Here is a 25,046-nt window from a genome sequence, read left to right as displayed (position 1 = left end):
CCGGCCTGCGTGGGTCCAGCACTATTTCTTATGGATATTCTTGGGAAGTTGAACCACCTGGCTTTCTGAATAGATGTCATGCCAGGTGCGGTTCTGCTTGTCCCACAGCATCCACCAGTAGCCCAGTCCGAGCGGAAGCCAGGAAATGATCGCCAGAAGGAAGCGCAGCAGCGCCTGCCACAGGTCGATCGCGCTACCGTCGGTATTCTGGATGCGTACCCCCCAGACCTGCATGCCGAGCGTCTGCCCGTTGTGCGTCCAAAACTTTGCGAAGAACGCGAAGAGAGCAAACAGCAGTAGCGTGGAAAGCAATGGATCGATATCCAGGCTGCCGGCCTCGGCCATTACCTTGAGTGCGTCGCTGCCGTAGATGGCGCGCAGGATGACCTGTTGGTAGAGCAGCGTCACGACCATCATCAGGGCGATTGATAAAAAGGCGTCATAGAAGATCGCGGCAAGCCGGCGGATCAGGCCGGCTGCAGGAAACGGACCCTGAGGTTGGAGGCGGTGGTGGCGCATTGGGCTGTCTCGTCGCGAGGGGCGGTTGCGCATTCTACGGAATTGCGCGCATGAAAAAGCCCCTGATGTTGCCATCAGGGGCTTTTCGGAGCGGGGCTTATTCCTGGATTTGAACCTGGTCAGCCTGCATGCCCTTTTGACCTTGCACAGCGATGAAGCTGACCTTCTGGCCTTCTTTCAGGCTCTTGAAGCCGTTGCCTTCGATCGCGCGGAAGTGCACGAACAGATCCGGACCGCTCTCAGGCGTGATGAAACCAAAACCTTTCTCGTCGTTAAACCACTTGACGGTACCGTTCTGACGATTCGACATAGCGTTGTATCCTTGAAACTCAATAGTAGAAGCGCCTCTGCATGGCAGAAGGCGGAAACTGGTTGCAAGGAGTAAAGAGTCGAACGGGATGTAGCAAATCAAAGGATCTACTGCACCAGGTCACGATTCAACGGCGACCCATGCAAACACAGTGGGCACACTCTACGATAACTCGCCGGCCCATGCCAAGCCCTCGGAGTCATAGAATCTGTCCACTGCAAACGGCGCTTTTCAGCGCTTTTTCTAGATGTTTCGAATGTGTTCGTTGCTGCGGTTCGACCGCTTTACAGGCTTGCCTGTAAGGTCGAGCAGGCGAAGTGCATCATCCGACTTCGCGCCTGAAGGCCGCTTCTGGCTTTAGCGGCCGATGCCGAGGACGAGGTCGTCCGCGGTCTTGATTCATGGTGCCTCGAGAGAGACTCGAACTCTCACGTTGTTACCAACGGCGGATTTTGAATCCGCTGCGTCTACCGATTCCGCCATCGAGGCACAGTGGCGGCGCAGTATAGGGATGCAGTTGAGCGCGGTCAATCGTCTATCGTGGTCAGCGTCTGGTCTTTCCGCTAAGCTTTGCGCCCTTCGAATGTCGTGCCGATTCAGCCGCAATGTTAGTTTCCGATTTTTCCTTCGATCTGCCTGATGAATTGATTGCCCGGCACCCGCTTGCCGAGCGTCGTGCGAGCCGGTTGCTGGTGCTCGACGGGCCAAGCGGCCAGTTGGCACACCGCGCGTTCGCCGATTTGCTGGACTACGTTCGTCCCGGCGACCTGATGGTTTTCAACAACACCCGGGTCATTCCTGCGCGGCTTTTCGGGCAGAAGGCGTCCGGTGGGCGGGTCGAGGTGCTGGTCGAGCGTGTGCTGGATGACCATCGGGTGCTGGCGCATGTTCGATCTAGCAAGTCGCCCAAGCCGGGTAGCCTGATACATATCGAGGGCGGCGCTGAGGCGACGATGCGGGCACGGCATGACGCGCTGTTCGAGCTTGAGTTCGCCGAGCCGGTACTGGCGTTGCTCGACCGGGTCGGGCATATGCCGTTGCCTCCCTATATAGATCGGCCGGATGAACAGGCAGACCGGGAGCGCTACCAGACGGTGTATGCCGAACGCGCTGGCGCGGTCGCGGCGCCGACAGCCGGGTTGCATTTCGACGCGCCATTGCTCGAGGCCTTGCGCAAGAAAGGTGTGGAGAGCGCCTTCGTAACGCTGCACGTTGGCGCTGGAACCTTTCAGCCTGTCCGCGTCGATCGCATCGAAGAACATCTGATGCATCGTGAATGGCTCGAGGTCAGCCCGGCGGTGGTCGATGCAGTGCAGGCTTGCAAGGCGCGAGGCGGGCGAGTCATCGCTGTGGGCACTACCAGCGTTCGCTCACTGGAAAGCGCCGCGCGCAATGGCGAATTGGCGCCGTTCAGTGGCGATACAGACATTTTCATTTACCCAGGCAAGCCCTTCCATGTGGTCGATGCCCTGGTGACCAACTTCCACCTTCCCGAATCGACCTTGCTGATGCTCGTTTCCGCGTTCGCCGGATATCGGGAAACCATGGCGGCCTATGCCGAGGCGATTGCCAGTCGCTATCGCTTCTTCAGTTATGGCGATGCCATGTTCATCACGCGCAACCCGGCCGCACGCGGTCCCGAGGATTCACGATGAGTCGTACCTGTCACATGTCGTTCGAGCTGCTCGCTACCGAAGGGAGGGCGCGGCGCGGTCGGCTGACGTTCCCGCGCGGAACGGTCGAGACGCCTGCGTTCATGCCCGTTGGTACCTACGGGACCGTCAAAGGCATGCTGCCACGCGACGTCGAGTCGATTGGTGCGCAAATCATTCTGGGCAACACGTTCCACCTCTGGCTACGACCAGGAACGGAGGTCATCAAGGCGCACGGCGACCTGCATGACTTCATGCAATGGCAGGGGCCGATTCTCACCGACTCGGGTGGTTTCCAGGTATTCAGCCTTGGCGCGATGCGCAAGATCAAGGAGGAGGGCGTCTACTTCTCCTCGCCGGTCGATGGCGCCAAGGTGTTCATGGGGCCGGAGGAGTCGATGCAGGTACAACGGGACCTGGGCTCGGACATCGTGATGATTTTCGATGAATGCACGCCTTATCCAGCCGACGAAGATGTCGCGCGTCGCTCGATGGAGCTGTCCTTGCGTTGGGCGAAGCGCTCTAAGGTCGCACATGGTGAGAATCCGGCAGCGCTGTTCGGTATCGTCCAAGGCGGCATGCACGAGTCGCTGCGTATGCGTTCGCTGGAAGGTCTGTGCGAGATCGGGTTCGACGGACTGGCTATCGGCGGGTTGTCTGTGGGCGAGCCGAAGGAGGAGATGATTCGCGTGCTCGACTTTCTGCCGTCGGCGATGCCCGACGACAAGCCGCGCTACCTGATGGGTGTTGGCAAGCCGGAGGACCTGGTCGAGGGCGTGCGCCGCGGCGTGGACATGTTCGATTGCGTCATGCCCACGCGCAACGCACGCAACGGGCATCTGTTCACCGACAGCGGTGTGGTCAAGATCCGCAATGCCTTCCACCGTTTCGACGACTCCCAGCTCGATCCGGATTGTGATTGTTACACCTGCAAACACTTCTCCAGAGCCTATCTGCACCATCTGGACAAGTGCGGCGAAATGTTGGGCAGCATGTTGAATACAATCCACAATCTCAGGCATTACCAGCGGCTTATGGCTGGTTTACGCGACGCCATTCAACAGGGTACATTGGCCGCCTTTGTCGACACCTTCTACGCCAAGCGTGGCCTGCCAACGCCGCCGCTTGCCTGACGATTCCTATAACTAACTGATCTCTGCAACAGGAGTGCTACATGAGCTTTCTGATTCCCGCCGCCTACGCTCAGGAAGCTGCTGCCGGTCCCGCCGGTAGTGGTTTCGAGTGGCTGTTCCTGGTCGGCTTCCTGGTCATCTTCTATCTGATGATCTGGCGCCCCCAGGCCAAGCGCGCCAAGGAGCATAAGAACTTGATCGGCGGCCTGCAGAAGGGCGACGAGGTGGTGACCTCGGGTGGCATCGCTGGCAAGGTAACCAAAGTGACCGACGATTTCGTCGTGATCGAGGTTTCCGATTCGGTTGAGCTGAAATTCCAGAAGGTGGCGATTGCCGCAACGCTGCCCAAGGGCACGTTGAAAGCCATCTGAGCTGACTTCACTCAACATCAAACGACGGGGCGCGCAAGGCGCCCCGCGTCATTAGACGGGCTGCGTCATGCTCAATAGATTCCCTCTCTGGAAATACCTGCTGATCGTGGTGGTGCTTGGCATCGCCCTGATCTATTCGGCGCCGAACTTGTACCCGGACGATCCGGCGGTGCAAATTACCGGCGCGGCAACCTCGTTGAACGTAACCGAAGCCGATCTCGAGCGCGCTCGCTCGGCGCTTGTCGACGCCGGAATCGAAGTCAAGGCGGCGAGCTTGAGCGAAGACGGCCGAGGCGGGCTGTTGCGATTGGTTGATCAAGACGACCAGCTGCCAGCCAAGGATGTGGTGCGTCGTGCTTTAGGTGACGCTTATGTCGTGGCGCTGAACCTCGCGCCTACCACGCCTGAATGGCTTCGCGATCTCTCTGCCAGCCCAATGAAGCTCGGACTTGATCTTTCCGGCGGCGTGCACTTTCTGCTCGAAGTCGACATGGATAAGGCCGTCGAGACCCGTCTCAACGTGCATGAAGGCGAGGTCAAGAGCCTGTTGCGCAAGGAGCGCGTCCGCTATCGCAGCCTGCCGCAGGCAGGTAACGCTATTCAGCTTGGCTTTGCTGAATCCGACACGTTGGAGCGTGCGCAGTCGTTGATCCGGCAAAACTTCAACGACTTCACGCTGACCACGACCGAGCGTAGCGGTCAGCAGGTGCTGGCCTTGACCCTGACCGAGGCCAAGCTGGCCGAGATCCGGGAATATTCGATCAAGCAGAACCTGACGACGGTACGCAATCGCGTCAACGAACTAGGCGTTTCCGAGCCGCTGGTGCAGCGGCAGGGTGCGAACCGGATCGTCGTCGAGTTGCCTGGTGTGCAGGACACGGCCGAGGCCAAGCGGATCCTTGGCAAGACCGCCAACCTGGAGTTCCGGCTCGCTGCAGAAGCCGATGCCTCGCGCGCGAGCACTGAGACGTTCGAGTTCCGCGAGGAGGGTCGGCCGCCCGTTCAGCTGGAGCGAAACCTGATCATTACGGGCGATCAGGTGACCGATGCGCAGGCCAGCTATGACGAGAATGGGCGTCCTCAGGTAAACATCCGTCTTGACGGGCATGGTGGCGACCTGATGAATCGCGCCACTCGAACCAACGTCGGGCGCAGCATGGCGGTGATTTTCATCGAGCAGCGCCCTGTTACGCGGTACGTTAAGCAGACCGTCGATGGGGTCGAGCAGGAAGTGCCCGTCGAGACGTTCCAGGAAGAGAAGAAGATCATCAGCCTGGCGACCATCCAGTCTGCACTGGGAAGTCAGTTCCGTATCACGGGGCTCGACGGCCAAGGTGAATCGTCGGAGCTGGCGCTGCTGCTGCGTGCCGGTGGCCTCGCCGCTCCCATGTACTTCGCCGAAGAGCGCACCATCGGTCCGAGCCTGGGCGCAGAGAACATCAAATTGGGTGTCCAGGCGGCGATGTGGGGCTTCCTCTTCGTCGCTCTGTTCATGGTAGTGATCTACAAGTTCTTCGGCGTATTGGCGACCGTAGCGTTGCTCTTCAACATGGTGGTGCTGACGGCCCTTATGTCGCTGCTCGGGGCGACACTTACCCTGCCGGGTATCGCTGGCATCGTGTTGACCATGGGTATGGCTGTGGATGCGAACGTGCTGATCTTTTCCCGTATCCGCGAGGAAATTGCCAACGGCATGTCGATCCAGCGCGCCATTCATGAAGGCTTCGACCGCGCCTTTTCCGCCATCGTGGACGGAAACCTGACCACCTTACTGGTTGGCGGAATCCTGTTCGCCATGGGCACTGGGCCGATCAAAGGCTTCGCGGTGACACTGTCGCTGGGCATCCTGACGTCCATGTTCACTGCCATCATCGTGACTCGCGCCATGGTCAACTTGATCTATGGTGGCCGCGATCTCAAGAAGTTGTGGATTTAAGGGGCTAGCACGATGAAACGCGTAATCAATTTCATGGGCGTGCGCTACGTGGCGTTCGCCATGACCGTCCTGCTGACCTTGGCCTCGCTTGGCAGCCTCGCCATCAAGGGTTTGAATTTCGGCCTCGACTTTACTGGCGGCACGTTGATCGAGCTCTCCTACGAACAGCCGGTATCGCTGGATCAGGTTCGCGGCCAATTGGGGCGTTCCGGGTTCGGCAGTGCGGTAGTGCAGAGCTTTGGTGCGACCACTGATGTGCTGGTGCGAATGCCTGGCGATGATCCGCTGTTGGGCGAACAGATCGCCGAAGCGCTTCGGGGCGATGCATCGGCGGGTGACATTACTGTCAAGCGGGTCGAATTCGTCGGGCCGGCAGTAGGAGAAGAATTGCGCGACCAGGGTGGTCTGGGAATGCTGCTCGCCCTCGGTGGGATTCTGGTGTATGTCGCGTTCCGCTTCCAGTGGAAGTTCGCGCTCGGCGCGGTCCTGTCGCTGTTCCACGACGTCATTCTTGTGCTGGGTGTGTTTTCGCTGTTTCAGATTTCGTTCGACCTGACCGTGTTGGCGGCCGTACTGGCGGTCATCGGTTATTCCCTGAACGACACCATCGTGATCTTCGACCGGATTCGAGAGAATTTTCGGGTGCTGCGCAAGGCCGAGCTGATCGAAAACATCAACATCTCTACAACCCAGACGCTTCTGCGCACGCTCGCAACCTCGGTTTCGACGTTGCTGGCCGTGGGCGCTCTGATGGTGTTCGGTGGCGAAAACCTGTGGGGCTTCTCGTTGGCTTTGTTAATCGGCGTCGGTGCAGGCACCTATTCGTCGGTCTATGTAGCGGGCATGTTGCTGACGTGGCTGAACTTGACCCGAGATGACCTTATTCCGCCTGTGGTCGAAGAGGTGGATGAACGTCCCTGATCGACTGCTTCGAACTTCCTCGTGGCTGGGTTGTCAGACTCGCGCAGTCGGGCCAGGTACCGCCGAAAAGAGGAAGTTCGAGTGAATAAGTCGTTATTGATGGGTGCAGTCGTTGGCGCTGTGGTGGCCACTGCGGGTGGTGCGTTTGCAACTTATTCGCTGATGGATCGTGGTCCAGCGTTTGCGAGTGTCCTGTCCGCTGATCAGATCAAGGAAACCATCAAGACGCCGCGTGAGGTGTGCAAGGACGTCAGTGTGACTCGGCAGCGCCCGGTTCAGGACAGTAACCGGATAGCCGGCACCGCGGTTGGGGCGGTTGTTGGCGGTTTGCTGGGCAGCCAGGTTGGGGGCGGGAACGGCAAGAAAATCGCAACGGTCGCTGGCGCCGTCGGCGGCGGCTATGCCGGCAACAAGGTCCAGGAAAGCATGCAGAGCCGGGACACCTATACGACTGTCGAAACGCGTTGCTCGACCGTAACCGATTCGCACGACAAAATCGTCGGCTATGACGTCAAGTACGATATCGATGGCAAGGTTGGACGCGTGCGGATGGACCAGGATCCCGGAGCGCAGATTCCCCTGCGTGACGGCGAGCTCGTCCTGAACCAGGCGCAGAAATGAAAAAACGCCCGTAAGGGCGTTTTTTTATGGTGATGCCTCGTTGCGTAGGCGCGCTTCAGCGCTTCAAGCTTGGCGATAGATGCGGTTGGATAGCTGTCAGCACGGCCTTGAAGCACTTGGTGTTGCCAGCCACTATCTGGCCCTTCTCAAGAAATTCGTGACTGCCGCTGAAATCGCTCACGAGTCCGCCGGCTTCTTGAATCAGTAGCGCACCGGCCGCCATGTCCCATTCGGAAAGCCCGAATTCCCAGAACGCGTCGTAGCGGCCCGCGGCTACGTAGGCCAGGTCCAGGCTGGCTGCGCCTGCGCGACGCAGGCCGGCAGTCTGGCCGACCAGGCTACGAAACATGTTGAGATAGTTGTCGAGATTGTCGAGTTGCGCGTCGCGGAACGGGAAGCCGGTACCCAGCAGTGCGCCTTCTAGGCTCTTGCGTGCGCTGACTCGCAAACGGCGCCCGTTGAGGGCAGCGCCTCGGCCGCGGCTTGCGGTGAATTCTTCCTGGCGGACCGGGTCGACGACGATCGCATGCTCCAGGCGGCCCCGGTATTTGCAGGCGATGCTCACCGCGTAATGCGGCACGCCGCGAAGGAAATTGGTGGTGCCGTCGAGCGGGTCGATAACCCAGAGGTAATCCGTGCCGTCGCCGCTGCCTTCAAGCAGTCCGCCTTCCTCGCCGAGAATGCCGTGATTGGGGTATGCCTTGCGCAGAGCGGTAACGATGATTTGCTCGGCGGTCCTGTCGACCTCTGAAACGTAGTCCCGTGCATCCTTTTCGCTGACCGAGATCACGTCCAGGCGCTCGGTGGAACGGACAATCATCTCGCCGGCGCTACGGGCGGCACGCAGCGCGATATTCAGCATGGGCTGCATCGATCAAATACCTGGTCGTTTAAAGAAAGCCGGCGATTCTAGCAGAAAGCGACGCCGGGGGGAGTGGGTGCGCGCTCCGGTCGCTCAATGGCGGAGTCGGAGGCGCTTACGGTAAGCTTCCGGTTTGTTTTGCGGACGATAATGCTGTGTCGCTTGAGAATATTCGTGTGGTGTTGGTCAACACCAGCCATCCCGGCAACATCGGAGGTGCCGCGCGGGCCATGAAGAACATGGGTTTGTCGCGGTTGTACTTGGTGGACCCGGAAGACTTCCCTAGCGGCGAAGCCAATGCGCGTGCATCGGGTGCGACAGATATCCTCGACGCGGCTGTTGTAGTACCAACGCTCGAAGAGGCATTGATTGGCTGCAGTGTTGCAATGGGCACTAGTGCCCGTGATCGGCGGATCCCTTGGCCGCTGCTCGATCCTCGCGAGTCTGGCTCGGTATGCATGGAGCAGGTAGCCGAGGGCGCGGAGGTAGCGCTCGTATTTGGCCGCGAGTATGCGGGGCTTACAAACGAAGAACTGCAGCGTTGCCATTACCATGTGCATATCCCGTCGAATCCGGACTTCAGCTCGCTGAACCTGGCGGCTGCCGTCCAGGTGCTCACCTATGAGGTGCGGATGGCCTGGCTCGCGACGAGTGGGCAGCCAACCAAACAGGCAAAGCTAGAAACCACTTCGATGCTCAATGCCCAACCCGTCACTGCTGACGAGCTCGAACACTACTACACCCATCTTCAGCAAACGCTCGTGGATATTGGATTCCTCGATCCCAGCCGCCCCCGCCACCTGATGCCGCGCCTGCGTCGTCTTTATGGGCGTAGCGGCATCAGCAAGCTGGAGATGAATATCCTGCGAGGCATTCTGACCGAAACCCAGAAGGCCGTTCGCGGTGAACCCCATAAACGGAGATCAGATTGATGTTCGAGCGCATGCGTGAAGACATCCAGAGCGTGTTCCATCGCGATCCGGCGGCGCGTAACGCTTTCGAGGTGGTCACCTGTTATCCCGGCTTGCATGCAGTCTGGTTTCATCGGGTTTCGCATTGGTTATGGGTCAACGACTGCAAGTGGCTGGCGCGCATGAATTCGAATCTGGCGCGCTGGCTGACCGGTATCGAGATTCATCCCGGCGCGCAGATCGGTCGACGCTTCTTCATCGATCATGGGATGGGCATCGTAATCGGCGAAACCGCGCAGATCGGCGATGACGTCACGCTCTATCACGGGGTAACCCTGGGCGGTACGAGTTGGAACAAGGGCAAGCGTCACCCAACCCTCGAAGACGGTGTCATCGTTGGGGCGGGCGCGAAGATCCTTGGTCCGTTCACCGTCGGCGCTGGCGCGAAGGTCGGCTCGAATGCCGTGGTTACACGTGAGGTTCCGGCTGGTGCGACCGCTGTCGGCATCCCTGGACGCGTCATTGCCAAACCGAGCGATGAGCAGGAAGCAAAGCGCAAGGCGATGGCAGAGAAGATCGGCTTCGATGCCTACGGTGTGACCGAAGACATGCCCGATCCGGTCGCGCGCGCCATCGGAAAGCTGCTTGATCACGTTCAAGCTGTAGAGGAGCGCATGGATGGCATGTGTGAGGCCCTCAAGGCGTTGGGTAGCGATTACTGCGCCAAGAAGATGCCGGAGCTGCGTGACGAGGACTTCGAGCAGGTCAAAGACCATGTGGAGCAGGCCCGGTCTTGACGTGCCGCCTCGCTCCGCTGCTGGTATCATGCCGGCCGGTTTACGGTGACGGTCCTGATAACAGGAGGGCTGTTACGGCGGAATGTCCGAGTAAATCAATCGGACTTATAGTTGATCTAAATACTCGGGTATTGCATACTTGCGCCAAACCATGATGCTTGGTGCGAACCGATGCGATTGACAACCAAAGGCCGTTACGCCGTTACCGCGATGCTTGATCTTGCGCTGCATGCGCAACATGGTCCTGTATCGCTTGCGGATATTTCCGAACGGCAGGGCATCTCGCTTTCCTACCTTGAGCAGCTGTTCGCGAAATTGCGGCGCGGCAGCCTGGTCACGAGCGTCCGAGGTCCAGGCGGAGGCTATCAGCTTTCGCGTGAAATGGCGGGCATTCAGGTAGCGCAGGTTATCGATGCGGTCAACGAATCGGTCGACGCCACCCGTTGCCAAGGCTTGGGTGACTGTCATTCAGGTGATACCTGTCTTACCCACCACCTATGGTGTGATCTCAGCCAGCAGATACATGAGTTCCTAAGTGGTATCAGTCTGGCGGATTTGGTGATGCGTCGCGAAGTGCAGGAAGTTGCATTGCGCCAGGACATGCGTCGCGCCAAGGGGCAAGCTCCGCAACTGGATAAGATCGAAGCGTCCGCCGTCGAATGAGCAGGACGACTGCCTGATAGGAGATACCTGATGAAATTGCCGATTTACCTGGATTACTCCGCTACTACGCCGGTCGATCCACGTGTGGCCGAGAAGATGGTCGAATGCCTCACCGCCGAGGGCAACTTTGGGAATCCGGCTTCGCGCTCCCATGCCTTTGGCTGGAAAGCGGAAGAGGCGGTCGAAAATGCCCGTCGCCAGGTCGCCGAGCTGGTTAATGCCGATCCGCGCGAAATCGTCTGGACCTCCGGTGCGACCGAGTCGGACAACCTAGCGATCAAAGGCGTCGCTCACTTCTACGCCTCTAAAGGCAAGCACATCATTACGAGCAAGATTGAACACAAGGCCGTGCTGGATACCACCCGTCAACTCGAGCGCGAAGGGTTCGAAGTGACCTATCTCGATCCGGGTGAGGACGGCATCATCACGCCGGGCATGGTCGAAGCGGCACTACGCGACGACACCGTGCTCGTATCCATCATGCATGTGAACAACGAGATCGGGACGGTTAACGATATTGCCGCCATCGGCGAGCTGACACGCTCCCGTGGCGTGCTGTTTCATGTCGACGCAGCCCAGTCGACTGGCAAAGTGGAAATCGACCTCGACCAGATGAAGGTCGATCTGATGTCTTTCTCAGCACACAAAACCTACGGCCCGAAGGGTGTCGGTGCGCTTTACGTACGCCGCAAGCCGCGCGTCCGGCTTGAAGCCCAGATGCATGGTGGTGGACACGAGCGGGGCATGCGCTCCGGCACGCTCGCGGCGCATCAGTCGGTTGGCATGGGTGAGGCTTTCCGGATCGCCAAGGAAGAAATGGCGTCTGAGCGCGAGCGCATCCGCGCCTTACGGGACCGCTTCTTCAAGCAGGTCGAGCATCTCGAAGAGCTGTATGTCAACGGCAGCATGACGGCGCGCGTACCGCACAACCTGAACCTGAGCTTCAACTACGTCGAGGGTGAGTCGCTGATCATGGCGCTGAAGGATCTCGCCGTGTCCTCCGGCTCTGCCTGTACTTCCGCATCGCTCGAACCCTCGTACGTGCTGCGTGCGCTGGGTCGCAACGACGAGCTCGCGCACAGCTCGATCCGCTTTACGTTCGGCCGCTTCACGACGGAGGAAGAGGTTGACTACGCCGCGCAGAAAGTCAGCGAGGCGGTCACCAAGTTGCGAGAGCTTTCGCCCTTGTGGGACATGTTCAAAGACGGCGTCGATATTTCAAAGGTCGAGTGGACTGCCCACTGAACCGTCGAACTCCCGCTTAGCCTGATTCAACGAGGATTGCACCATGGCATACAGTGACAAGGTCATCGACCACTACGAGAACCCGCGTAACGTCGGCAAGTTCGATGCCGAGGACCCTTCCATCGGTACTGGCATGGTCGGCGCTCCGGCCTGCGGCGACGTTATGCGCTTGCAGATCAAGGTCAACGAGCAGGGCATCATTGAGGATGCGAAGTTCAAGACCTATGGTTGCGGCTCCGCGATCGCGTCGAGTTCCCTGGCCACCGAATGGATGAAGGGCAAGACGCTAGAAGAAGCCGAGACGATTAAGAACACCCAGCTCGCTGAAGAGCTCGCATTGCCGCCAGTGAAAATTCACTGTTCAGTACTGGCCGAAGATGCGATCAAGGCGGCCGTGCGCGACTACCGTACGAAGAAAGGGCTGCCGCAGGCCTAAGGAGGTACCGATGGCAATCAGTATGACCGCGGCGGCTGCGAACCACGTCAGGCGCTCGCTGGAAGGGCGCGGCAAGGGGCTTGGTATTCGCTTGGGTGTGCGGACTACCGGCTGCTCCGGCCTGGCTTATGTGCTCGAATTCGTTGACGAGGCAGCTGCCGAGGATGCGGTTTTCGAAAACCATGGCGTCAAGGTGATCATCGATCCGAAAAGCCTGGTCTACCTCGACGGGACCGAACTCGATTTCGTGCGTGAAGGGCTGAACGAAGGCTTCAAGTTCAACAACCCCAACGTGCGTGGCGAGTGCGGTTGCGGCGAAAGCTTCAACATCTGAGGTCGCCGTGGGAAGTCCCTGTCATTACGCGTTGTTCGATCTGCAGCCAGCATTCGATCTCGATCTGGAACAGCTGTCGGTGCGCTACCGCGAGATGGCTCGCAAGGTCCATCCGGATCGTTTCGCCGATGCTGGCGAGGCTGAGCAGCGTCGTGCGGTCGAGCAATCGGCCAATCTCAATGAGGCCTACCAGACTCTCAAGAGCCCCTCGCGTCGCGCACGTTACTTGCTGACCCTGCGAGGGCGGGAGATGCCGCTTGAGGCGACAGTGCAGGATCCCGCGTTTCTGATGCAGCAGATGCAGTGGCGCGAGGAACTCGAGTCACTCCACGACGATGGGGATCAGTCCGGTGTGATGGCTTTCAAGGCCCGCCTGAAAGCCGCGCAGCAGTCCATCAATGACTCGTTTTCCATCATTTGGGAAGACGAGGCTCAGCGTGACGAAGCCGAACGCCTGGTGCGGCGGATGCAGTTTCTCGACAAATTGTCTCAGGAAGTGCGTCAGCTCGAAGAGCGCCTCGACGAATAACCCAGCGCAGCCACTGGCGCTGCGCCCGAAATAAGACAGACATGGCCTTACTTCAAATAGCTGAGCCCGGACAAAGCCCGAAGCCCCATCAGCGGCGGCTTGCGGTGGGTATCGACCTGGGTACGACTAACTCGCTGGTGGCCGCCTTGCGTAGTGGCATCACTGCTCCGCTGGCTGACGCCCAAGGCGACGTGATCCTGCCCTCCGCGGTGCGCTACCACACTGACCGCGTCGAGGTGGGCAAGGTAGCCAGGGAGGCTTCGGCGTCCGACCCGTTGAACACGGTTGTCTCGGTCAAACGCCTCATGGGGCGTGGCATCGGCGACGTCAAGCAGCTGGGTGTACAGCTGCCGTATCGCTTCGTCGAAGGGCAGTCGCAGATGCCATTCATCGAAACGGTACAGGGCGCCAAGAGCCCCGTCGAAATATCCGCCGAAATCCTTCGTGCACTGCGTGAGCGCGCCGAGGCCGTGCTCGGGGGTGAGCTGGTTGGCGCTGTGATCACGGTGCCTGCCTACTTCGATGATGCACAGCGGCAGGCGACCAAGGATGCTGCGCGTTTGGCAAATCTGAACGTCCTGCGCTTGTTGAACGAGCCCACTGCCGCGGCAGTCGCCTATGGATTGGATCGTCAGGCCGAAGGCGTCGTGGCCATCTATGACCTGGGTGGCGGAACGTTCGACATCTCGATATTGCGGTTGTCCAAAGGCGTATTCGAAGTGCTCGCTACAGGTGGCGATACGGCGCTTGGCGGGGACGACTTCGATCACGCCGTGGCGGGATGGATCTTGGCTAAGGCGGGCACGTCCGAAGACCTCGACCCGGGCGCACAACGTGAAGTGCTGCGTATTGCCTGCGACGCTAAAGAAAAACTCAGTGAGCTGGACTCAGTGGCCGTCCGCTATGGCGATTGGTCGGGTGAGCTGACGCGCGCCACGTTCAATGAGCTGGTCGATCCCATGATCATGCGCAGCCTCAAGGCCTGCCGACGGGCATTGCGCGATTCGTCCGTCGAGCTCGGGGAAGTAGGCGCGGTGGTGATGGTTGGCGGGTCCACGCGCGTTCCGCGTGTTCGCGAATTGGTCGGCGAAATGTTTGGACGCGAGCCACTGACCGATATCGATCCTGACCAAGTCGTCGCGATCGGTGCGGCGATTCAGGCTGAAACGCTGGCCGGCAACAACCGGGATGGCGAAGAGCTCTTGCTGCTGGATGTGATTCCGCTGTCCCTCGGTCTCGAGACCATGGGCGGGTTGATGGAGAAGATCATCCCGCGCAACACCACGATTCCCGTGGCGCGCGCGCAGGACTTCACCACCTATAAAGATGGCCAGACGGCCATGATGATTCATGTGCTGCAGGGTGAGCGTGAATTGATCACGGATTGCCGTTCCCTGGCACGCTTCGAGTTGCGTGGTATCCCACCGATGGTGGCTGGCGCCGCCAAGATTCGCGTCACCTTTCAGGTCGATGCCGATGGATTGCTCAGTGTTTCTGCCCGCGAGACGGCCTCAGGCGTCGAATCGAGCATTCAGGTCAAGCCGTCTTATGGGCTGACCGATGGCGAGATCGCTCGCATGCTTGAGGACTCGTTCCACAAGGCCGGCGAGGACAAGGTCGCTCGTGCGCTTCGCGAACAGTTGGTCGACGCGCAGCGTCTGATCGAGGCCGTCGAAAGCGCCGTCGAGACAGATGGCGATCGCCTGCTTAGCGAAGAGGAGCGCATCGCGATCCTGGCACAGGTGGATACGCTTCGCAGCTTGATGGATAGCCCGGATGGTGCTGCGATCGAGCGGGAGATCAAGCGGCTGAGCCAGATTACAGATGCTTTTGCCGCGCGCCGGCTGGATTCCACCGTCAAGGCTGCGCTAGCCGGGCGGCGGCTCAACGATATCGAGGATTGACCCAATGCCGCAGATTGTTTTTCTGCCCCACGTCGACCATTGCCCGGACGGTGCAGTTGTGGACGCACAGCCAGGTGAGACGGTGCTCGACGCCGCGCTTCGCAACGGTATCGACATCGAGCATGCCTGCGAGAAGTCTTGCGCCTGTACGACATGCCACGTCGTGATTCGCGAAGGGTTCGGGTCGCTCGAGGCATCCGACGAGCTCGAAGACGACATGCTCGACAAGGCGTGGGGGTTGGAGCCGCACTCGCGTCTATCCTGCCAGGCGGTTGTCGCTGAGAGCGATCTCGTTGTGGAGATTCCCAAGTACACCATCAATCAGGTTTCTGAAGGTCACTGAAGATGGCACTCAAATGGGCAGATGTGCTCGATATTGCAATCGAGCTGGCTGACAGCAAACCGGATATCGATCCGCGATACGTGAATTTCGTCGAGTTGCACCGTTGGGTTGTAGCGCTGCCGCAATTTTCCGATGATCCGCAGCGTGGCGGTGAGAAGGTGCTGGAGGCGATACAGGCAGCCTGGATCGACGAAGTCCAGTGATCCTCGTCGTGCCGCCGTTGCGTTAGCAGCTGCTCGCTGCAGTCTGGCCACGGCCTTATATTCTTAATCCGAACCCGCGTATAATCCGTGGGTTTACTCGTTAGCTTTAACCCTCAGTTTGGAGTCCTACATGGCCCTGCAACGCACCTTCTCCATCATCAAGCCTGACGCTGTCGCCAAGAACGTGATCGGCGAAATCACCACCCGTTTCGAGAAGGCCGGCCTGCGCGTCGTCGCTTCCAAGATGGTCCAGCTGTCCGAGCGCGAAGCGGCCGGCTTCTACGCTGAGCACAGCGAGCGCGGCTTCTTCAAGGATCTGGTTGCGTTCATGACTTCCGGCCCGGTCATCGTGCAGGTATTGGAAGGCGAGAACGCCGTCCTCAAGAACCGTGAGTTGATGGGTGCCACCAATCCGAAGGAAGCCGCTCCGGGTACCATTCGTGCCGATTTCGCCGTCTCCATCGACGAGAACGCCGTGCACGGCTCCGACTCCGAGGCGTCCGCAGCGCGCGAAATCGCTTACTTCTTCGCGGCCACCGAAGTGTGCGCACGCATTCGCTGATCAGGCGAAGGTGAATCCAGATGAATGTATCGACCGGTAAGGTAAACCTGCTGGGGCTGACCCAGTCGCAGATGGAAGGCTTCTTCGATTCGATAGGGGAGAAGCGCTTTCGTGCCGGTCAGGTCATGAAGTGGATTCACCACTTCGGCGTCGATGATTTCGATGCCATGACCAACATTGGCAAGGTTTTGCGCGAAAAGCTCAAAGCCGCTGCCGAGATTCGGGGTCCGGAGATCGTCAGCGAAGACATTTCCGCCGATGGCACACGCAAGTGGGTGGTGCGCGTGGCGTCGGGCAGTTGCGTAGAGACGGTTTATATCCCTCAGGGTGGCCGCGGGACGCTGTGCGTCTCCTCCCAGGCGGGATGTGCGCTGGATTGCAGCTTCTGCTCGACCGGCAAACAAGGTTTCAATAGCAATCTCACTGCAGCCGAAGTGATTGGTCAGGTGTGGATTGCGAACAAGTCATTCGGCACCATTCCGGCCAAGATCGACCGGGCTATCACCAACGTGGTGATGATGGGGATGGGCGAGCCGCTATTGAACTTCGATAACGTGGTCGCTGCCATGCACATCATGATGGACGACCTCGGCTACGGTATATCCAAACGTAAGGTGACCTTGTCGACCTCCGGCGTCGTTCCGATGATCGAGGAGCTCAGCAAGGTAATCGACGTATCCCTGGCGCTATCGCTGCATGCGCCTAATAACGCGTTGCGTGACCAGTTGGTGCCGATCAATAAGAAATATCCACTCGAGATGCTGCTGGCAGCCTGTCAGCGCTACATTTCGAACCTGGGTGAAAAACGCGTGCTCACGATCGAATACACGTTGCTCAAAGGCGTCAATGATCAGCCTGAGCACGCTGATGAACTGATCGCGTTGCTCGCCAGCATTCCGTGCAAAATCAATCTGATCCCGTTCAATCCCTTCCCTCATTCTGGATATGAGCGGCCCAGCAACAATGCCATCCGCCGTTTTCAGGACATGCTGCACAAAGCCGGGCACAATGTGACCGTGCGTACCACGCGTGGCGAGGATATCGACGCCGCGTGCGGCCAGCTGGTCGGTCAGGTGATGGATCGTACACGCCGAAGCGAGCGCTACATCGCCGTGCGTGAACTGCATTCCGAGCCAGGTACGGCGACCGTCGTTTCGAACCGCTCCTGAGGGGATGCTAATGTTTTTGCGCGTCGCGCTGCTGTTGTTTGTTGGTTTGTTAGCTGGTTGCGTGTCTTCTGGTTCCATTGATCCGCTGCGCACCAGCGAGGGGCGCACCGAGGCGCGCGATGCCTATATCCAGCTCGGTATCGGTTACCTGCAACAAGGCGATACGTCGCGTGCTAAACGACCGTTACGCAAAGCCCTGGAGCTGGATCCGAATAGCGCGGATGCCCATGCTGCGTTGGCGCTAGTGTTCCAGACCGAAATGGAAAACAAACTCGCCGACGAGCATTACCGCAAAGCGCTTTCCAGCCGCAACGACGCGCGCATCTTGAACAATTACGGAAGCTTCCTGTTCGAGCAGAAACGTTACCAGGAGGCGCTTGAGCGTTTTTCCAAGGCAGCTGAAGACAACCTCTATTCTGAGCGCTCTAGGGTTTTTCAAAACATGGGCATGACCGCGTTGCAGCTTGGGCAACGCGAGCAGGCAGAAACCTATTTCACCCGGGCCTTGCGCCTCGACAGCCGGCAACCGCGCGCACTGCTCGAACTTGCCCAACTGGCTTACGAGGACAAGCAGTACGTCCCGGCCAAGCGTTACTACGACAGCTTCAGTCGTCTGTCCGAGCAGAACGCGCGCAGCCTGCTGCTAGGCATTCGTCTGGCTACTATTCACCAGGACCGCGGCCAGGCCGCTAGCCTCGCGCTGCAACTCAAGCGGCTCTACCCTGGGACTGCCGAATACCAACAGTTTCTATCGGAGCAACGATGACAGCGCCACAATCCGAAGCCGCTTCCTCGGCGCTTGCCAACCCCGGCGAAACCCTGCGTGCCGCGCGTGAAAGCAAGAATTGGTCGCTTTCTTCGGTGGCCCAGCAGCTTAATCTGTCAGAGCGCTCACTAACTCAGATCGAGGCTGGCGACTTCAGCCAGATGCCGGGCCACACTTTTGCCCGTGGCTACGTTAGGGCCTATGCCAAGCTGCTGGGGTTGGATCAAGCTCGATTGGTCCAGCAGTTCGACCACCACACTGGTACCGATGCAACCGGTAGCCGCGTCAACAGCTTGGGCTACATCGACCAGCCGGTGAGGCTGTCCCGCAGCATGGTGCGGTTCTTCACGTTCTTGCTGACCATTGTCATCGCAGTGGGAGCGTTTCTTTGGTGGCAGGACCGTACGGCTCGAAATGAATCCGGTCGATCGGTTTCCGCGCTCGAGCGGATCGAGGTGGAAGCCGCCGATGGCACCACCGAAATCCACCTGCTCGATCGTGCTGAGGAGCCCGAAGAGCCAGCCGCCGACGCTGCTGACCCAGAGCACTCACTGCCTGAACCGACTGAGGCACCAGCGCCGGCGACTGAATCGCAGGTCACGATCGAACAGACGCTGGGCCAACCTAACGCTGCTGCACCGGTAGAGCAGTCTGCAACTGCTGACCCGGCCGCTCCGACCGAAGCAGCTATTGCGCTTGAGCCGGTCCCAGTCACGCCGGCCGAGACGGAAGCCCCAGCAGCCGAAACAGCACAGTCGGCACAAACCGAAGTGGCACAAGGGGAGGGCCAGTTGAGCCTGGTCTATAACGCCGATTGCTGGACCCAGGTCACCGATGCCGATGGCAACGTACTCTACAGCGCGCTGGCGCGAGCCGGCACTAGCCGCACCGTCACGGGCAAGGTGCCGCTCGATGTTCATCTGGGCTTCGCCTCTGGCGTTGAGGTCCGGTTCAACGGCGAAGCGGTCGATCTCTCTGGCAAAACACGTGGCGAAACAGCCCGTTTCAAGCTCGGACAGTAATCATGCATAGTGAGTCTCCTATCAAACGTCGACCGTCCCGCAAGATCTGGGTCGGCAACGTCCCGGTTGGCGGCGACGCGCCAATTGCCGTGCAGAGCATGACCAACACCGAGACCTGCGATGTCGATGCGACTGTCGCGCAGATCCAGCGTTTGCAGGATGCCGGTGCCGATATCGTCCGCGTTTCCGTGCCCTCCATGGAGGCGGCCGAAGCATTTGGCAAGATCAAGCAGCGTGTCGGCGTTCCGCTGGTTGCAGACATCCACTTCGATTATCAGATCGCGTTGCGGGTGGCTGAGCTCGGTGTGGACTGTCTGCGTATCAATCCCGGCAACATCGGTCGCGAGGACCGCGTGCGTGCGGTGGTCGAAGCAGCCCGCGAGCGAGGTATCCCGATCCGTATCGGTGTCAATGCGGGCTCCCTGGAAAAGGATCTGCAAAAAAAATATGGCGAGCCGACACCGGAAGCACTGGTTGAATCCGCGCTGCGCCATGTCGAGCACCTGGATCGGCTGAATTTTCCGGATTTCAAAGTCAGCGTGAAGGCGTCCGACGTCTTCATGGCTGTAGCGGCTTACCGGTTGCTCGCCGACAAGATCGAGCAGCCGCTACACCTGGGCATCACCGAAGCCGGTGGGTTGCGCTCCGGTACCGTCAAGTCCGCCGTGGGGCTGGGCATGCTCTTGGCCGAGGGGATCGGCGACACCATCCGTATCTCGCTAGCGGCCGATCCGGTCGAGGAAATCAAGGTTGGGTTCGATATTCTGAAGTCCCTGCGGCTGCGCTCGCGTGGGATCAACTTCATCGCCTGCCCGAGCTGCTCCCGACAGAATTTCGATGTCGTGAAGACGATGAACGATTTGGAGGGGCGCCTGGACGATCTGCTCGTGCCGATGGACGTCGCGGTCATCGGCTGCGTGGTCAATGGCCCCGGCGAAGCCAAGGAAGCCCACATTGGCTTGACCGGAGGCACGCCGAACAACCTGGTCTACATAGACGGCAAACCTGCGCAAAAACTGAACAACGAGAATCTCGTAGACGAGCTGGAACAGTTGATCCGCCGCAAAGCTGCGGAAAAGACCGAGGCCGATGCTGCGTTGATCCTGCGCAGCTGATAAGGAAAGAAATTGAGCAAGTCCCTGCAAGCCATCCGCGGCATGAACGACATTCTGCCGCAGCAAACGCCGGTTTGGCGCTACCTCGAAACGACCTTCGCCGAACTGCTCGATGCCTATGGCTACAGTGAGATTCGCCTGCCGATCCTGGAATTCACCGATCTGTTCGCACGCGGCATCGGCGAAGGCACCGATGTCGTGGATAAAGAGATGTACACCTTCCTGGACCGCAACGAGGAATCGCTGACCTTGCGTCCAGAAGGCACTGCCGGTTGTGTTCGTGCGGTTCTTGAACATGGCATGACTGGTGGCGGCCAGGTGCAAAAGCTGTGGTACAGCGGCCCAATGTTTCGCTATGAGAAGCCACAAAAGGGGCGCTATCGCCAGTTCCACCAGATCGGGGTTGAGGTCTTCAACCAGCCCGGTCCTGACATTGATGCCGAACTGATCGTGTTGACTGCTCGGCTGTGGAAGCGCCTCGGCTTTGCCGACGCGGTAACGTTGCAGCTCAACAGTCTCGGTTCCAGCGAGGCGCGGGCCCGCTATCGCGAGGCGCTGGTCGCTTATCTGCAGCAGCGCTTCGACCAGCTTGACGAGGACAGCCAGCGCCGCCTGACGACAAATCCGCTGCGCATTCTCGACAGCAAGAATGCCCAGACCCAGGCATTGCTCGCTGACGCTCCCACCCTTCATGACTACCTGGACGAGGAATCCCGCCTTCACTTCGAGGGGCTCAAGGCTCGGCTGGACGCGGCGGGTATCGCCTACGAGATCAATCCGAAGCTGGTCCGCGGGCTGGACTATTACGGTCGTACCGTGTTCGAGTGGGTCACGGACAAGCTGGGTGCACAAGGCACCGTCTGTGCCGGGGGCCGTTACGACGGACTGGTGACCCAGTTTGGTGGTAAACCGACACCTGGCGTAGGGTTCGCGATGGGCATCGAGCGGCTGGTACTGCTGCTCGAGACACTGGCGCTGGTTCCCGCCGAGCTGAATCGCCCCGCGCATGCATATATCTGTGCGTTCGGCGAGGCCGCTGAGCTCGCGGGCCTGGCGCTGGCCGAGCGGCTTCGAGACGAGTTGCCTGGCTTGCGGCTGCTGGTCAATGCCGGCGCCGGAAGCTTCAAGAGTCAGTTCAAGAAGGCCGACAAGAGCGGGGCGCGCGTTGCGCTGATCCTCGGTGAGGACGAGTTGGCCGAGCGCGTGGTAGGTTTCAAGCCGCTGCGCGACGACACCGAGCAACAAAGCATTGGCTGGGACGCTCTTGCAGCGCGCCTGGCTGCCTGCATGGCATGACCGGCAGGCCTGAAAATCGCGAATCGAAAGGAGTAACGGAGTGACCTCGGGCTCAGAAGAAGAACAATTGGCGGCAATCAAGGATTGGTGGCAGCGTAACGGCAAGCCGCTGCTGCTTGGTGCCGTCGTGGCGTTGATCCTGGTGTTCGGTTGGCAATTCTGGCAGAAGCGCCAGCTCACCCAGGCGCAGAACGCCTCAGCTGTCTATCAGCAGCTACTTAACGCGGTGCTGGAAGAAGGTGAAGTGGATACGGCCGAAGTGTCGCGTCTTGGCAATGTGCTGAAGAACGAGTTTGCCGGTACTCACTATGCGCAGTACGGCAGCCTATTCGTTGCCAAGGTGGCGGTTGAGAGCGGGCGCCTGGACGAAGCAGCGACCGAGCTGCAGGCCGTCATCGACAAACCGGCCGACAAGACGCTCGGCGAACTAGCGCGCCAGCGCCTGGCAAGGGTGATGGCTGCGCAGGACAAAGCCGAGGCGGCTTTGGGCTTGCTCGATGGTGAAGCGCCCAAGGCTTTCGCTGCCAGTCGCGAAGAGTTACGCGGTGATCTGCTCGTGCAGCTGGGCCGCAACGATGAGGCCCATGCCGCCTATACCAAGGCCAAGGAGGCACTGTCGCAGGATGCCGCCATTGGCGGACTTCAGCTGAAACTGGACGACCTGGCTCGTGGAGAGGCGTGAATTGATGCGTTGGAAAACTGCCGCGCTATTGTCGATGGCCATATTGGCTGCCGGTTGCAGTAGCAACGATACGAAAGAACCCGAGCCTGCCGAATTGGTGAAGTTCGATCAGGAAGTCGAACTGAAAACCGAGTGGAGCCGCTCGATCGGTGACGGACAAGGCGAAACCTATAATCTGCTGGTTCCGGCCGTGTATGGCGACGAAATCTTCGCTGCCGATAACGAGGGCCTGGTCGTCGCGATGGATCGTCACACCGGCAAGGTGAACTGGAAGCAGGAGCTCGAGGTGCCCGTTTCCGGTGGCGTCGGCGTCGGCTACGGGCTGGTGCTGGTGGGTACGCTGCGTGGCGAGGTCATTGCACTCGACGTATCCAATGGTGAAGAGCGCTGGCGCAGCCGCGTCGGCAGCGAGGTGCTGTCTGCACCGGCTGTGAATGGCGACGTAGTGGTCGTTCAGACCCAGGACGACCGCGTCCTTGCCTTGGAAATAGACACCGGGACGCAACGCTGGAGCTACGAAAGCTCGCCGGCAGTCCTCACGCTTCGGGGAACCGGTGCGCCCTTGCTGACCAATCAGCTCGCGGTGGCCGGCCTGTCCAGCGGTAAGGTTGTCGCGCTGGATACTGGCCGTGGTCTGCCTGTATGGGAGCAGCGTATCGCCATACCGCAGGGGCGTTCCGAACTCGAGCGCGTCGTGGACATCGATGGCGGCCTGCTGCTTTCGGGGGGCACGCTTTATGTGGCGAGCTTTCAGGGACGCGCAGCGGCGCTGGACCTGGAAAGCGGTCGTGTCCTTTGGCAGCGTGATGCTTCGACTTCATCGGGCGTCGCGCTGGGCTACGGTAGTGTTTACGTGAGCCAGGCCGAAGGCACCGTTCTGGGGATTGATGAGCGATCCACGACCGTACTGTGGAGCAACGACTCGCTGGCCCGTCGCGGCCTCTCCGGACCGGCCGTGTTTTCGAGCTACGTTGCGGTTGGCGACAAGGAAGGCTATCTGCACTTGCTGAGTCAGGTCGACGGCCGTTTCGTGGCGCGTACCCGTATCGACAGTGATGGCGTCCGTGTCAGTCCGGTCGTCGAAGGCGACTGGCTGTACGCATTCGGCAACGGTGGCAAGCTCGTCGCGCTGACCATTCGCCAGGCGGACTGAGCCCCTCGTTCGCACGGTGCCTCGCCTTGGCGGGGCAACGATATCCGGCCGCTGCCCTGCAGCGGCCTTCGTGTTTTCTGAAATAACGCAGTGGAGAGCCGTATGGTTCCCGTAATCGCCCTGGTGGGCCGCCCCAACGTCGGCAAGTCGACGCTGTTCAACCGCCTGACCAAGAGCCGTGACGCCATCGTCGCCGAGTACGCCGGCCTGACCCGAGATCGTCAGTATGGCGAGGCAAAGTGGCAGGGCCGCACCTATATCGTTATCGATACCGGGGGCCTCACCGGTGATGAGCAGGGCATCGACGCGAAGATGGCCGAACAATCGCTGCAGGCGATGCAGGAAGCCGACGCGGTGATGTTCATGGTCGATGCGCGCGCCGGAATGACACCAGGCGACCAGATGATCGCCGAACATCTGCGCAAGATGAACAAGCAGTACTTCCTGGTGGTGAACAAGGTCGACAGCATCGATCCCGACTTGGCCCGGGCTGAGTTCAGCCCACTCGGGCTCGGTGACGCGCTGCCGATCGCCGCTGCCCACGGCCGCGGCATCAACTACATGCTTGAGCGCGCGCTGGGGGCCTTTCCGCGCGACAACGTCGAGACGCTGGAGGACGGCGAGTCGGATGAGGTCGTTGCTCTCGAGGAAGGCCAGGAGCCGAAGCGGATTCCGGGCCCGAGCGAGAAGGACGGGATCAAAATCGCCATCATCGGGCGCCCTAATGTCGGCAAGTCCACGTTGGTCAATCGCATGCTGGGCGAGGAGCGGGTGATCGTCTATGACCAGGCCGGCACGACGCGCGACAGTATCTATATTCCCTTCGAGCGCGATGAGGAAAAGTACACGCTGATCGACACCGCTGGGGTGCGCCGTCGCGGCAAGATCTTCGAGGCCGTCGAGAAGTTTTCGGTGGTCAAGACGTTGCAGGCGATCCAGGATTCGAACGTGGTCATCTTCGTGATGGATGCGCGCGAAGGCGTGGTCGAGCATGACCTGAACCTGCTCGGCTTCGTGCTGGAAAGCGGGCGTGCCCTGGTGATCGCGCTGAACAAGTGGGATGGCATGGAGCCCAGCGAGCGCGACTACGTCAAGACCGAGCTGGAGCGCCGGCTGTTCTTCGTTGATTTCGCCGATATTCATTTCATCTCGGCCAAGCATGGCACGGGCGTGGGTAACCTCTACCAATCCGTTCAGGCGGCCTTCAGGTCCGCTGTCACTCGCTGGCCGACCAGCCGTTTAACGCAGATTCTCGAGGATTCGGTTCGCGAGCATGCGCCGCCTATGGTGTCTGGCCGTCGAATCAAGCTGCGCTACGCCCACCTTGGGGGCGCTAACCCGCCGCTGATCGTGATCCACGGCAATCAGGTCGAAGCGGTGCCGAAGTCTTACACGCGCTACCTGGAGAACACCTACCGGCGTGTGCTCAAGTTGGTCGGCACACCGATCCGGATCGAGTACAAGGGCGGGGAAAACCCTTACGAGGGGAAGAAGAACACCCTGACCGACCGCCAGGTCAACAAAAAGCGGCGCCTCATGTCGCACCATAAGAAGGCTGAGAAGAAGCGTCGCGACAAAAAGCGCTGACGCT

28 protein-coding genes and 1 tRNA gene are annotated in these 25,046 nt (G+C 59.9%); 25 read left to right on the top strand and 4 right to left on the bottom strand.

The features are described from left to right. Positions 1-21: 21 nt before the first annotated feature. The 3 genes from KXR72_RS05875 to KXR72_RS05865 all read right to left on the bottom strand — a co-directional run bounded on the left by KXR72_RS05875 (position 22) and on the right by KXR72_RS05865 (position 1,318). Complete coding sequence (locus KXR72_RS05875) at positions 22-519, bottom strand: RDD family protein (RefSeq protein ID WP_437420140.1); 498 nt, start codon at positions 517-519, stop codon at positions 22-24. A gap of 97 nt (positions 520-616) precedes the next feature. Then, positions 617-829, bottom strand: coding sequence for a cold-shock protein (locus tag KXR72_RS05870; protein ID WP_014853413.1), 213 nt, complete (start codon positions 827-829; stop codon positions 617-619). Between the two features lie 402 nt (positions 830-1,231). Continuing rightward, positions 1,232-1,318, bottom strand: a tRNA-Leu gene (locus tag KXR72_RS05865). Positions 1,319-1,434: 116 nt separating this feature from the next. On the opposite strand from KXR72_RS05865, the gene queA reads away from it, so the two are divergent. The 6 genes from queA (at position 1,435) to KXR72_RS05835 (ending at position 7,463) form a co-directional block, all read left to right on the top strand. Beyond that, the gene (gene queA, locus KXR72_RS05860; protein ID WP_437420139.1) at positions 1,435-2,484 is read left to right on the top strand and encodes a tRNA preQ1(34) S-adenosylmethionine ribosyltransferase-isomerase QueA; all 1,050 of its coding nucleotides are present in this window, start codon (positions 1,435-1,437) and stop codon (positions 2,482-2,484) included. A 14-nt stretch (positions 2,485-2,498) separates the two neighbouring features. Next, positions 2,499-3,614: a tRNA guanosine(34) transglycosylase Tgt gene (gene tgt, locus KXR72_RS05855; protein ID WP_437420387.1), complete on the top strand. Its 1,116-nt coding sequence runs from the start codon at positions 2,499-2,501 to the stop codon at positions 3,612-3,614. A gap of 41 nt (positions 3,615-3,655) precedes the next feature. Further along, positions 3,656-3,985 (top strand): preprotein translocase subunit YajC, encoded by a 330-nt coding sequence (gene yajC / locus KXR72_RS05850; RefSeq protein WP_222909120.1) that lies wholly within the window; start codon positions 3,656-3,658, stop codon positions 3,983-3,985. Positions 3,986-4,052: 67 nt separating this feature from the next. Continuing rightward, entirely contained in the window at positions 4,053-5,921 is a 1,869-nt protein-coding gene (gene secD / locus KXR72_RS05845; RefSeq protein WP_437420138.1) for a protein translocase subunit SecD, read from the top strand. Between the two features lie 12 nt (positions 5,922-5,933). Then, positions 5,934-6,842, top strand: coding sequence for a protein translocase subunit SecF (secF, locus tag KXR72_RS05840; RefSeq protein WP_437420137.1), 909 nt, complete (start codon positions 5,934-5,936; stop codon positions 6,840-6,842). An 81-nt stretch (positions 6,843-6,923) separates the two neighbouring features. Further along, positions 6,924-7,463: a glycine zipper 2TM domain-containing protein gene (locus KXR72_RS05835; protein ID WP_437420136.1), complete on the top strand. Its 540-nt coding sequence runs from the start codon at positions 6,924-6,926 to the stop codon at positions 7,461-7,463. A gap of 55 nt (positions 7,464-7,518) precedes the next feature. Here the strand turns inward: KXR72_RS05835 and suhB are convergent, their stop codons facing one another. Then, positions 7,519-8,334 (bottom strand): type III secretion system regulator SuhB, encoded by an 816-nt coding sequence (gene suhB / locus KXR72_RS05830; protein WP_437420135.1) that lies wholly within the window; start codon positions 8,332-8,334, stop codon positions 7,519-7,521. A 146-nt stretch (positions 8,335-8,480) separates the two neighbouring features. Between suhB and trmJ the strand changes: the two genes are divergently transcribed. The 19 genes from trmJ (at position 8,481) to der (ending at position 25,042) form a co-directional block, all read left to right on the top strand. Next, on the top strand, positions 8,481-9,257 hold the full coding sequence (trmJ, locus tag KXR72_RS05825) for a tRNA (cytosine(32)/uridine(32)-2'-O)-methyltransferase TrmJ (protein ID WP_437420134.1): 777 nt from the start codon (positions 8,481-8,483) through the stop codon (positions 9,255-9,257). After that, a complete protein-coding gene (gene cysE, locus KXR72_RS05820; protein ID WP_437420133.1) occupies positions 9,257-10,033 on the top strand; it encodes a serine O-acetyltransferase in 777 nt (258 codons plus the stop codon). Before trmJ ends, cysE begins: the two co-directional genes overlap by 1 nt. Positions 10,034-10,204: 171 nt before the next feature. Beyond that, complete coding sequence (gene iscR / locus KXR72_RS05815) at positions 10,205-10,696, top strand: Fe-S cluster assembly transcriptional regulator IscR (RefSeq protein ID WP_437420132.1); 492 nt, start codon at positions 10,205-10,207, stop codon at positions 10,694-10,696. A gap of 30 nt (positions 10,697-10,726) precedes the next feature. Further along, on the top strand, positions 10,727-11,941 hold the full coding sequence (locus KXR72_RS05810; protein WP_437420131.1) for an IscS subfamily cysteine desulfurase: 1,215 nt from the start codon (positions 10,727-10,729) through the stop codon (positions 11,939-11,941). A gap of 43 nt (positions 11,942-11,984) precedes the next feature. Further along, positions 11,985-12,377: a Fe-S cluster assembly scaffold IscU gene (gene iscU / locus KXR72_RS05805; protein ID WP_437420130.1), complete on the top strand. Its 393-nt coding sequence runs from the start codon at positions 11,985-11,987 to the stop codon at positions 12,375-12,377. A gap of 10 nt (positions 12,378-12,387) precedes the next feature. Beyond that, complete coding sequence (gene iscA, locus KXR72_RS05800; RefSeq protein WP_437420129.1) at positions 12,388-12,711, top strand: iron-sulfur cluster assembly protein IscA; 324 nt, start codon at positions 12,388-12,390, stop codon at positions 12,709-12,711. 7 nt (positions 12,712-12,718) lie between these two features. Further along, positions 12,719-13,240: a co-chaperone HscB gene (hscB, locus tag KXR72_RS05795; RefSeq protein WP_437420128.1), complete on the top strand. Its 522-nt coding sequence runs from the start codon at positions 12,719-12,721 to the stop codon at positions 13,238-13,240. A gap of 41 nt (positions 13,241-13,281) precedes the next feature. Next, on the top strand, positions 13,282-15,144 hold the full coding sequence (gene hscA, locus KXR72_RS05790; protein ID WP_437420127.1) for a Fe-S protein assembly chaperone HscA: 1,863 nt from the start codon (positions 13,282-13,284) through the stop codon (positions 15,142-15,144). A 4-nt stretch (positions 15,145-15,148) separates the two neighbouring features. Next, complete coding sequence (gene fdx / locus KXR72_RS05785; RefSeq protein ID WP_437420126.1) at positions 15,149-15,487, top strand: ISC system 2Fe-2S type ferredoxin; 339 nt, start codon at positions 15,149-15,151, stop codon at positions 15,485-15,487. Positions 15,488-15,489: 2 nt separating this feature from the next. Then, positions 15,490-15,690, top strand: coding sequence for a Fe-S cluster assembly protein IscX (gene iscX / locus KXR72_RS05780; RefSeq protein ID WP_437420125.1), 201 nt, complete (start codon positions 15,490-15,492; stop codon positions 15,688-15,690). Positions 15,691-15,820: 130 nt separating this feature from the next. Further along, positions 15,821-16,252: a nucleoside-diphosphate kinase gene (gene ndk, locus KXR72_RS05775; protein WP_437420124.1), complete on the top strand. Its 432-nt coding sequence runs from the start codon at positions 15,821-15,823 to the stop codon at positions 16,250-16,252. 20 nt (positions 16,253-16,272) lie between these two features. Next, positions 16,273-17,421 carry a 23S rRNA (adenine(2503)-C(2))-methyltransferase RlmN gene (gene rlmN, locus KXR72_RS05770; protein WP_437420123.1) on the top strand — a complete coding sequence of 383 codons (1,149 nt, stop codon included), beginning with the start codon at positions 16,273-16,275 and terminating at the stop codon, positions 17,419-17,421. A 10-nt stretch (positions 17,422-17,431) separates the two neighbouring features. Beyond that, positions 17,432-18,187 carry a type IV pilus biogenesis/stability protein PilW gene (pilW, locus tag KXR72_RS05765; RefSeq protein WP_437420122.1) on the top strand — a complete coding sequence of 252 codons (756 nt, stop codon included), beginning with the start codon at positions 17,432-17,434 and terminating at the stop codon, positions 18,185-18,187. Next, positions 18,184-19,209, top strand: a complete 1,026-nt coding sequence (locus KXR72_RS05760; protein WP_437420121.1) for a RodZ domain-containing protein — start codon at positions 18,184-18,186, stop codon at positions 19,207-19,209. The genes pilW and KXR72_RS05760 overlap by 4 nt, the downstream gene beginning before the upstream one ends. Before the next feature lie 2 nt (positions 19,210-19,211). Next, entirely contained in the window at positions 19,212-20,324 is a 1,113-nt protein-coding gene (gene ispG / locus KXR72_RS05755; protein ID WP_437420120.1) for a flavodoxin-dependent (E)-4-hydroxy-3-methylbut-2-enyl-diphosphate synthase, read from the top strand. A gap of 12 nt (positions 20,325-20,336) precedes the next feature. Next, entirely contained in the window at positions 20,337-21,620 is a 1,284-nt protein-coding gene (hisS, locus tag KXR72_RS05750; RefSeq protein WP_437420119.1) for a histidine--tRNA ligase, read from the top strand. 40 nt (positions 21,621-21,660) lie between these two features. Further along, positions 21,661-22,302, top strand: a complete 642-nt coding sequence (locus KXR72_RS05745; protein ID WP_437420118.1) for a YfgM family protein — start codon at positions 21,661-21,663, stop codon at positions 22,300-22,302. A 4-nt stretch (positions 22,303-22,306) separates the two neighbouring features. Beyond that, positions 22,307-23,455 (top strand): outer membrane protein assembly factor BamB, encoded by a 1,149-nt coding sequence (gene bamB, locus KXR72_RS05740; protein ID WP_437420117.1) that lies wholly within the window; start codon positions 22,307-22,309, stop codon positions 23,453-23,455. A gap of 102 nt (positions 23,456-23,557) precedes the next feature. Next, positions 23,558-25,042, top strand: a complete 1,485-nt coding sequence (der, locus tag KXR72_RS05735; RefSeq protein WP_437420116.1) for a ribosome biogenesis GTPase Der — start codon at positions 23,558-23,560, stop codon at positions 25,040-25,042. Positions 25,043-25,046: the final 4 nt, after the last annotated feature.

This window comes from Stutzerimonas chloritidismutans (assembly GCF_051486945.1).
GTDB classification, from domain to species: domain Bacteria; phylum Pseudomonadota; class Gammaproteobacteria; order Pseudomonadales; family Pseudomonadaceae; genus Stutzerimonas; species Stutzerimonas chloritidismutans_B.
The sequence above is the reverse complement of the archived record's forward strand: the minus strand, read 5'-3'. Positions and strand labels throughout refer to the sequence as shown.

Coding starts and splice junctions, on each gene's coding strand:
- der (WP_437420116.1), top strand. CDS start 23,558: ATGGTTCCCGTAATCGCCCTGGTGGGCCGCCCCAACGTCGGCAAGTCG.
- tgt (WP_437420387.1), top strand. CDS start 2,499: ATGTCGTTCGAGCTGCTCGCTACCGAAGGGAGGGCGCGGCGCGGTCGG.
- KXR72_RS05870 (WP_014853413.1), bottom strand. CDS start 829: ATGTCGAATCGTCAGAACGGTACCGTCAAGTGGTTTAACGACGAGAAA.
- iscU (WP_437420130.1), top strand. CDS start 11,985: ATGGCATACAGTGACAAGGTCATCGACCACTACGAGAACCCGCGTAAC.
- fdx (WP_437420126.1), top strand. CDS start 15,149: ATGCCGCAGATTGTTTTTCTGCCCCACGTCGACCATTGCCCGGACGGT.
- iscR (WP_437420132.1), top strand. CDS start 10,205: ATGCGATTGACAACCAAAGGCCGTTACGCCGTTACCGCGATGCTTGAT.
- secF (WP_437420137.1), top strand. CDS start 5,934: ATGAAACGCGTAATCAATTTCATGGGCGTGCGCTACGTGGCGTTCGCC.
- iscA (WP_437420129.1), top strand. CDS start 12,388: ATGGCAATCAGTATGACCGCGGCGGCTGCGAACCACGTCAGGCGCTCG.
- hscA (WP_437420127.1), top strand. CDS start 13,282: ATGGCCTTACTTCAAATAGCTGAGCCCGGACAAAGCCCGAAGCCCCAT.
- pilW (WP_437420122.1), top strand. CDS start 17,432: ATGTTTTTGCGCGTCGCGCTGCTGTTGTTTGTTGGTTTGTTAGCTGGT.
- rlmN (WP_437420123.1), top strand. CDS start 16,273: ATGAATGTATCGACCGGTAAGGTAAACCTGCTGGGGCTGACCCAGTCG.
- secD (WP_437420138.1), top strand. CDS start 4,053: ATGCTCAATAGATTCCCTCTCTGGAAATACCTGCTGATCGTGGTGGTG.
- cysE (WP_437420133.1), top strand. CDS start 9,257: ATGTTCGAGCGCATGCGTGAAGACATCCAGAGCGTGTTCCATCGCGAT.
- yajC (WP_222909120.1), top strand. CDS start 3,656: ATGAGCTTTCTGATTCCCGCCGCCTACGCTCAGGAAGCTGCTGCCGGT.
- KXR72_RS05810 (WP_437420131.1), top strand. CDS start 10,727: ATGAAATTGCCGATTTACCTGGATTACTCCGCTACTACGCCGGTCGAT.
- ndk (WP_437420124.1), top strand. CDS start 15,821: ATGGCCCTGCAACGCACCTTCTCCATCATCAAGCCTGACGCTGTCGCC.
- suhB (WP_437420135.1), bottom strand. CDS start 8,334: ATGCAGCCCATGCTGAATATCGCGCTGCGTGCCGCCCGTAGCGCCGGC.
- ispG (WP_437420120.1), top strand. CDS start 19,212: ATGCATAGTGAGTCTCCTATCAAACGTCGACCGTCCCGCAAGATCTGG.
- KXR72_RS05875 (WP_437420140.1), bottom strand. CDS start 519: ATGCGCCACCACCGCCTCCAACCTCAGGGTCCGTTTCCTGCAGCCGGC.
- bamB (WP_437420117.1), top strand. CDS start 22,307: ATGCGTTGGAAAACTGCCGCGCTATTGTCGATGGCCATATTGGCTGCC.
- queA (WP_437420139.1), top strand. CDS start 1,435: ATGTTAGTTTCCGATTTTTCCTTCGATCTGCCTGATGAATTGATTGCC.
- iscX (WP_437420125.1), top strand. CDS start 15,490: ATGGCACTCAAATGGGCAGATGTGCTCGATATTGCAATCGAGCTGGCT.
- KXR72_RS05760 (WP_437420121.1), top strand. CDS start 18,184: ATGACAGCGCCACAATCCGAAGCCGCTTCCTCGGCGCTTGCCAACCCC.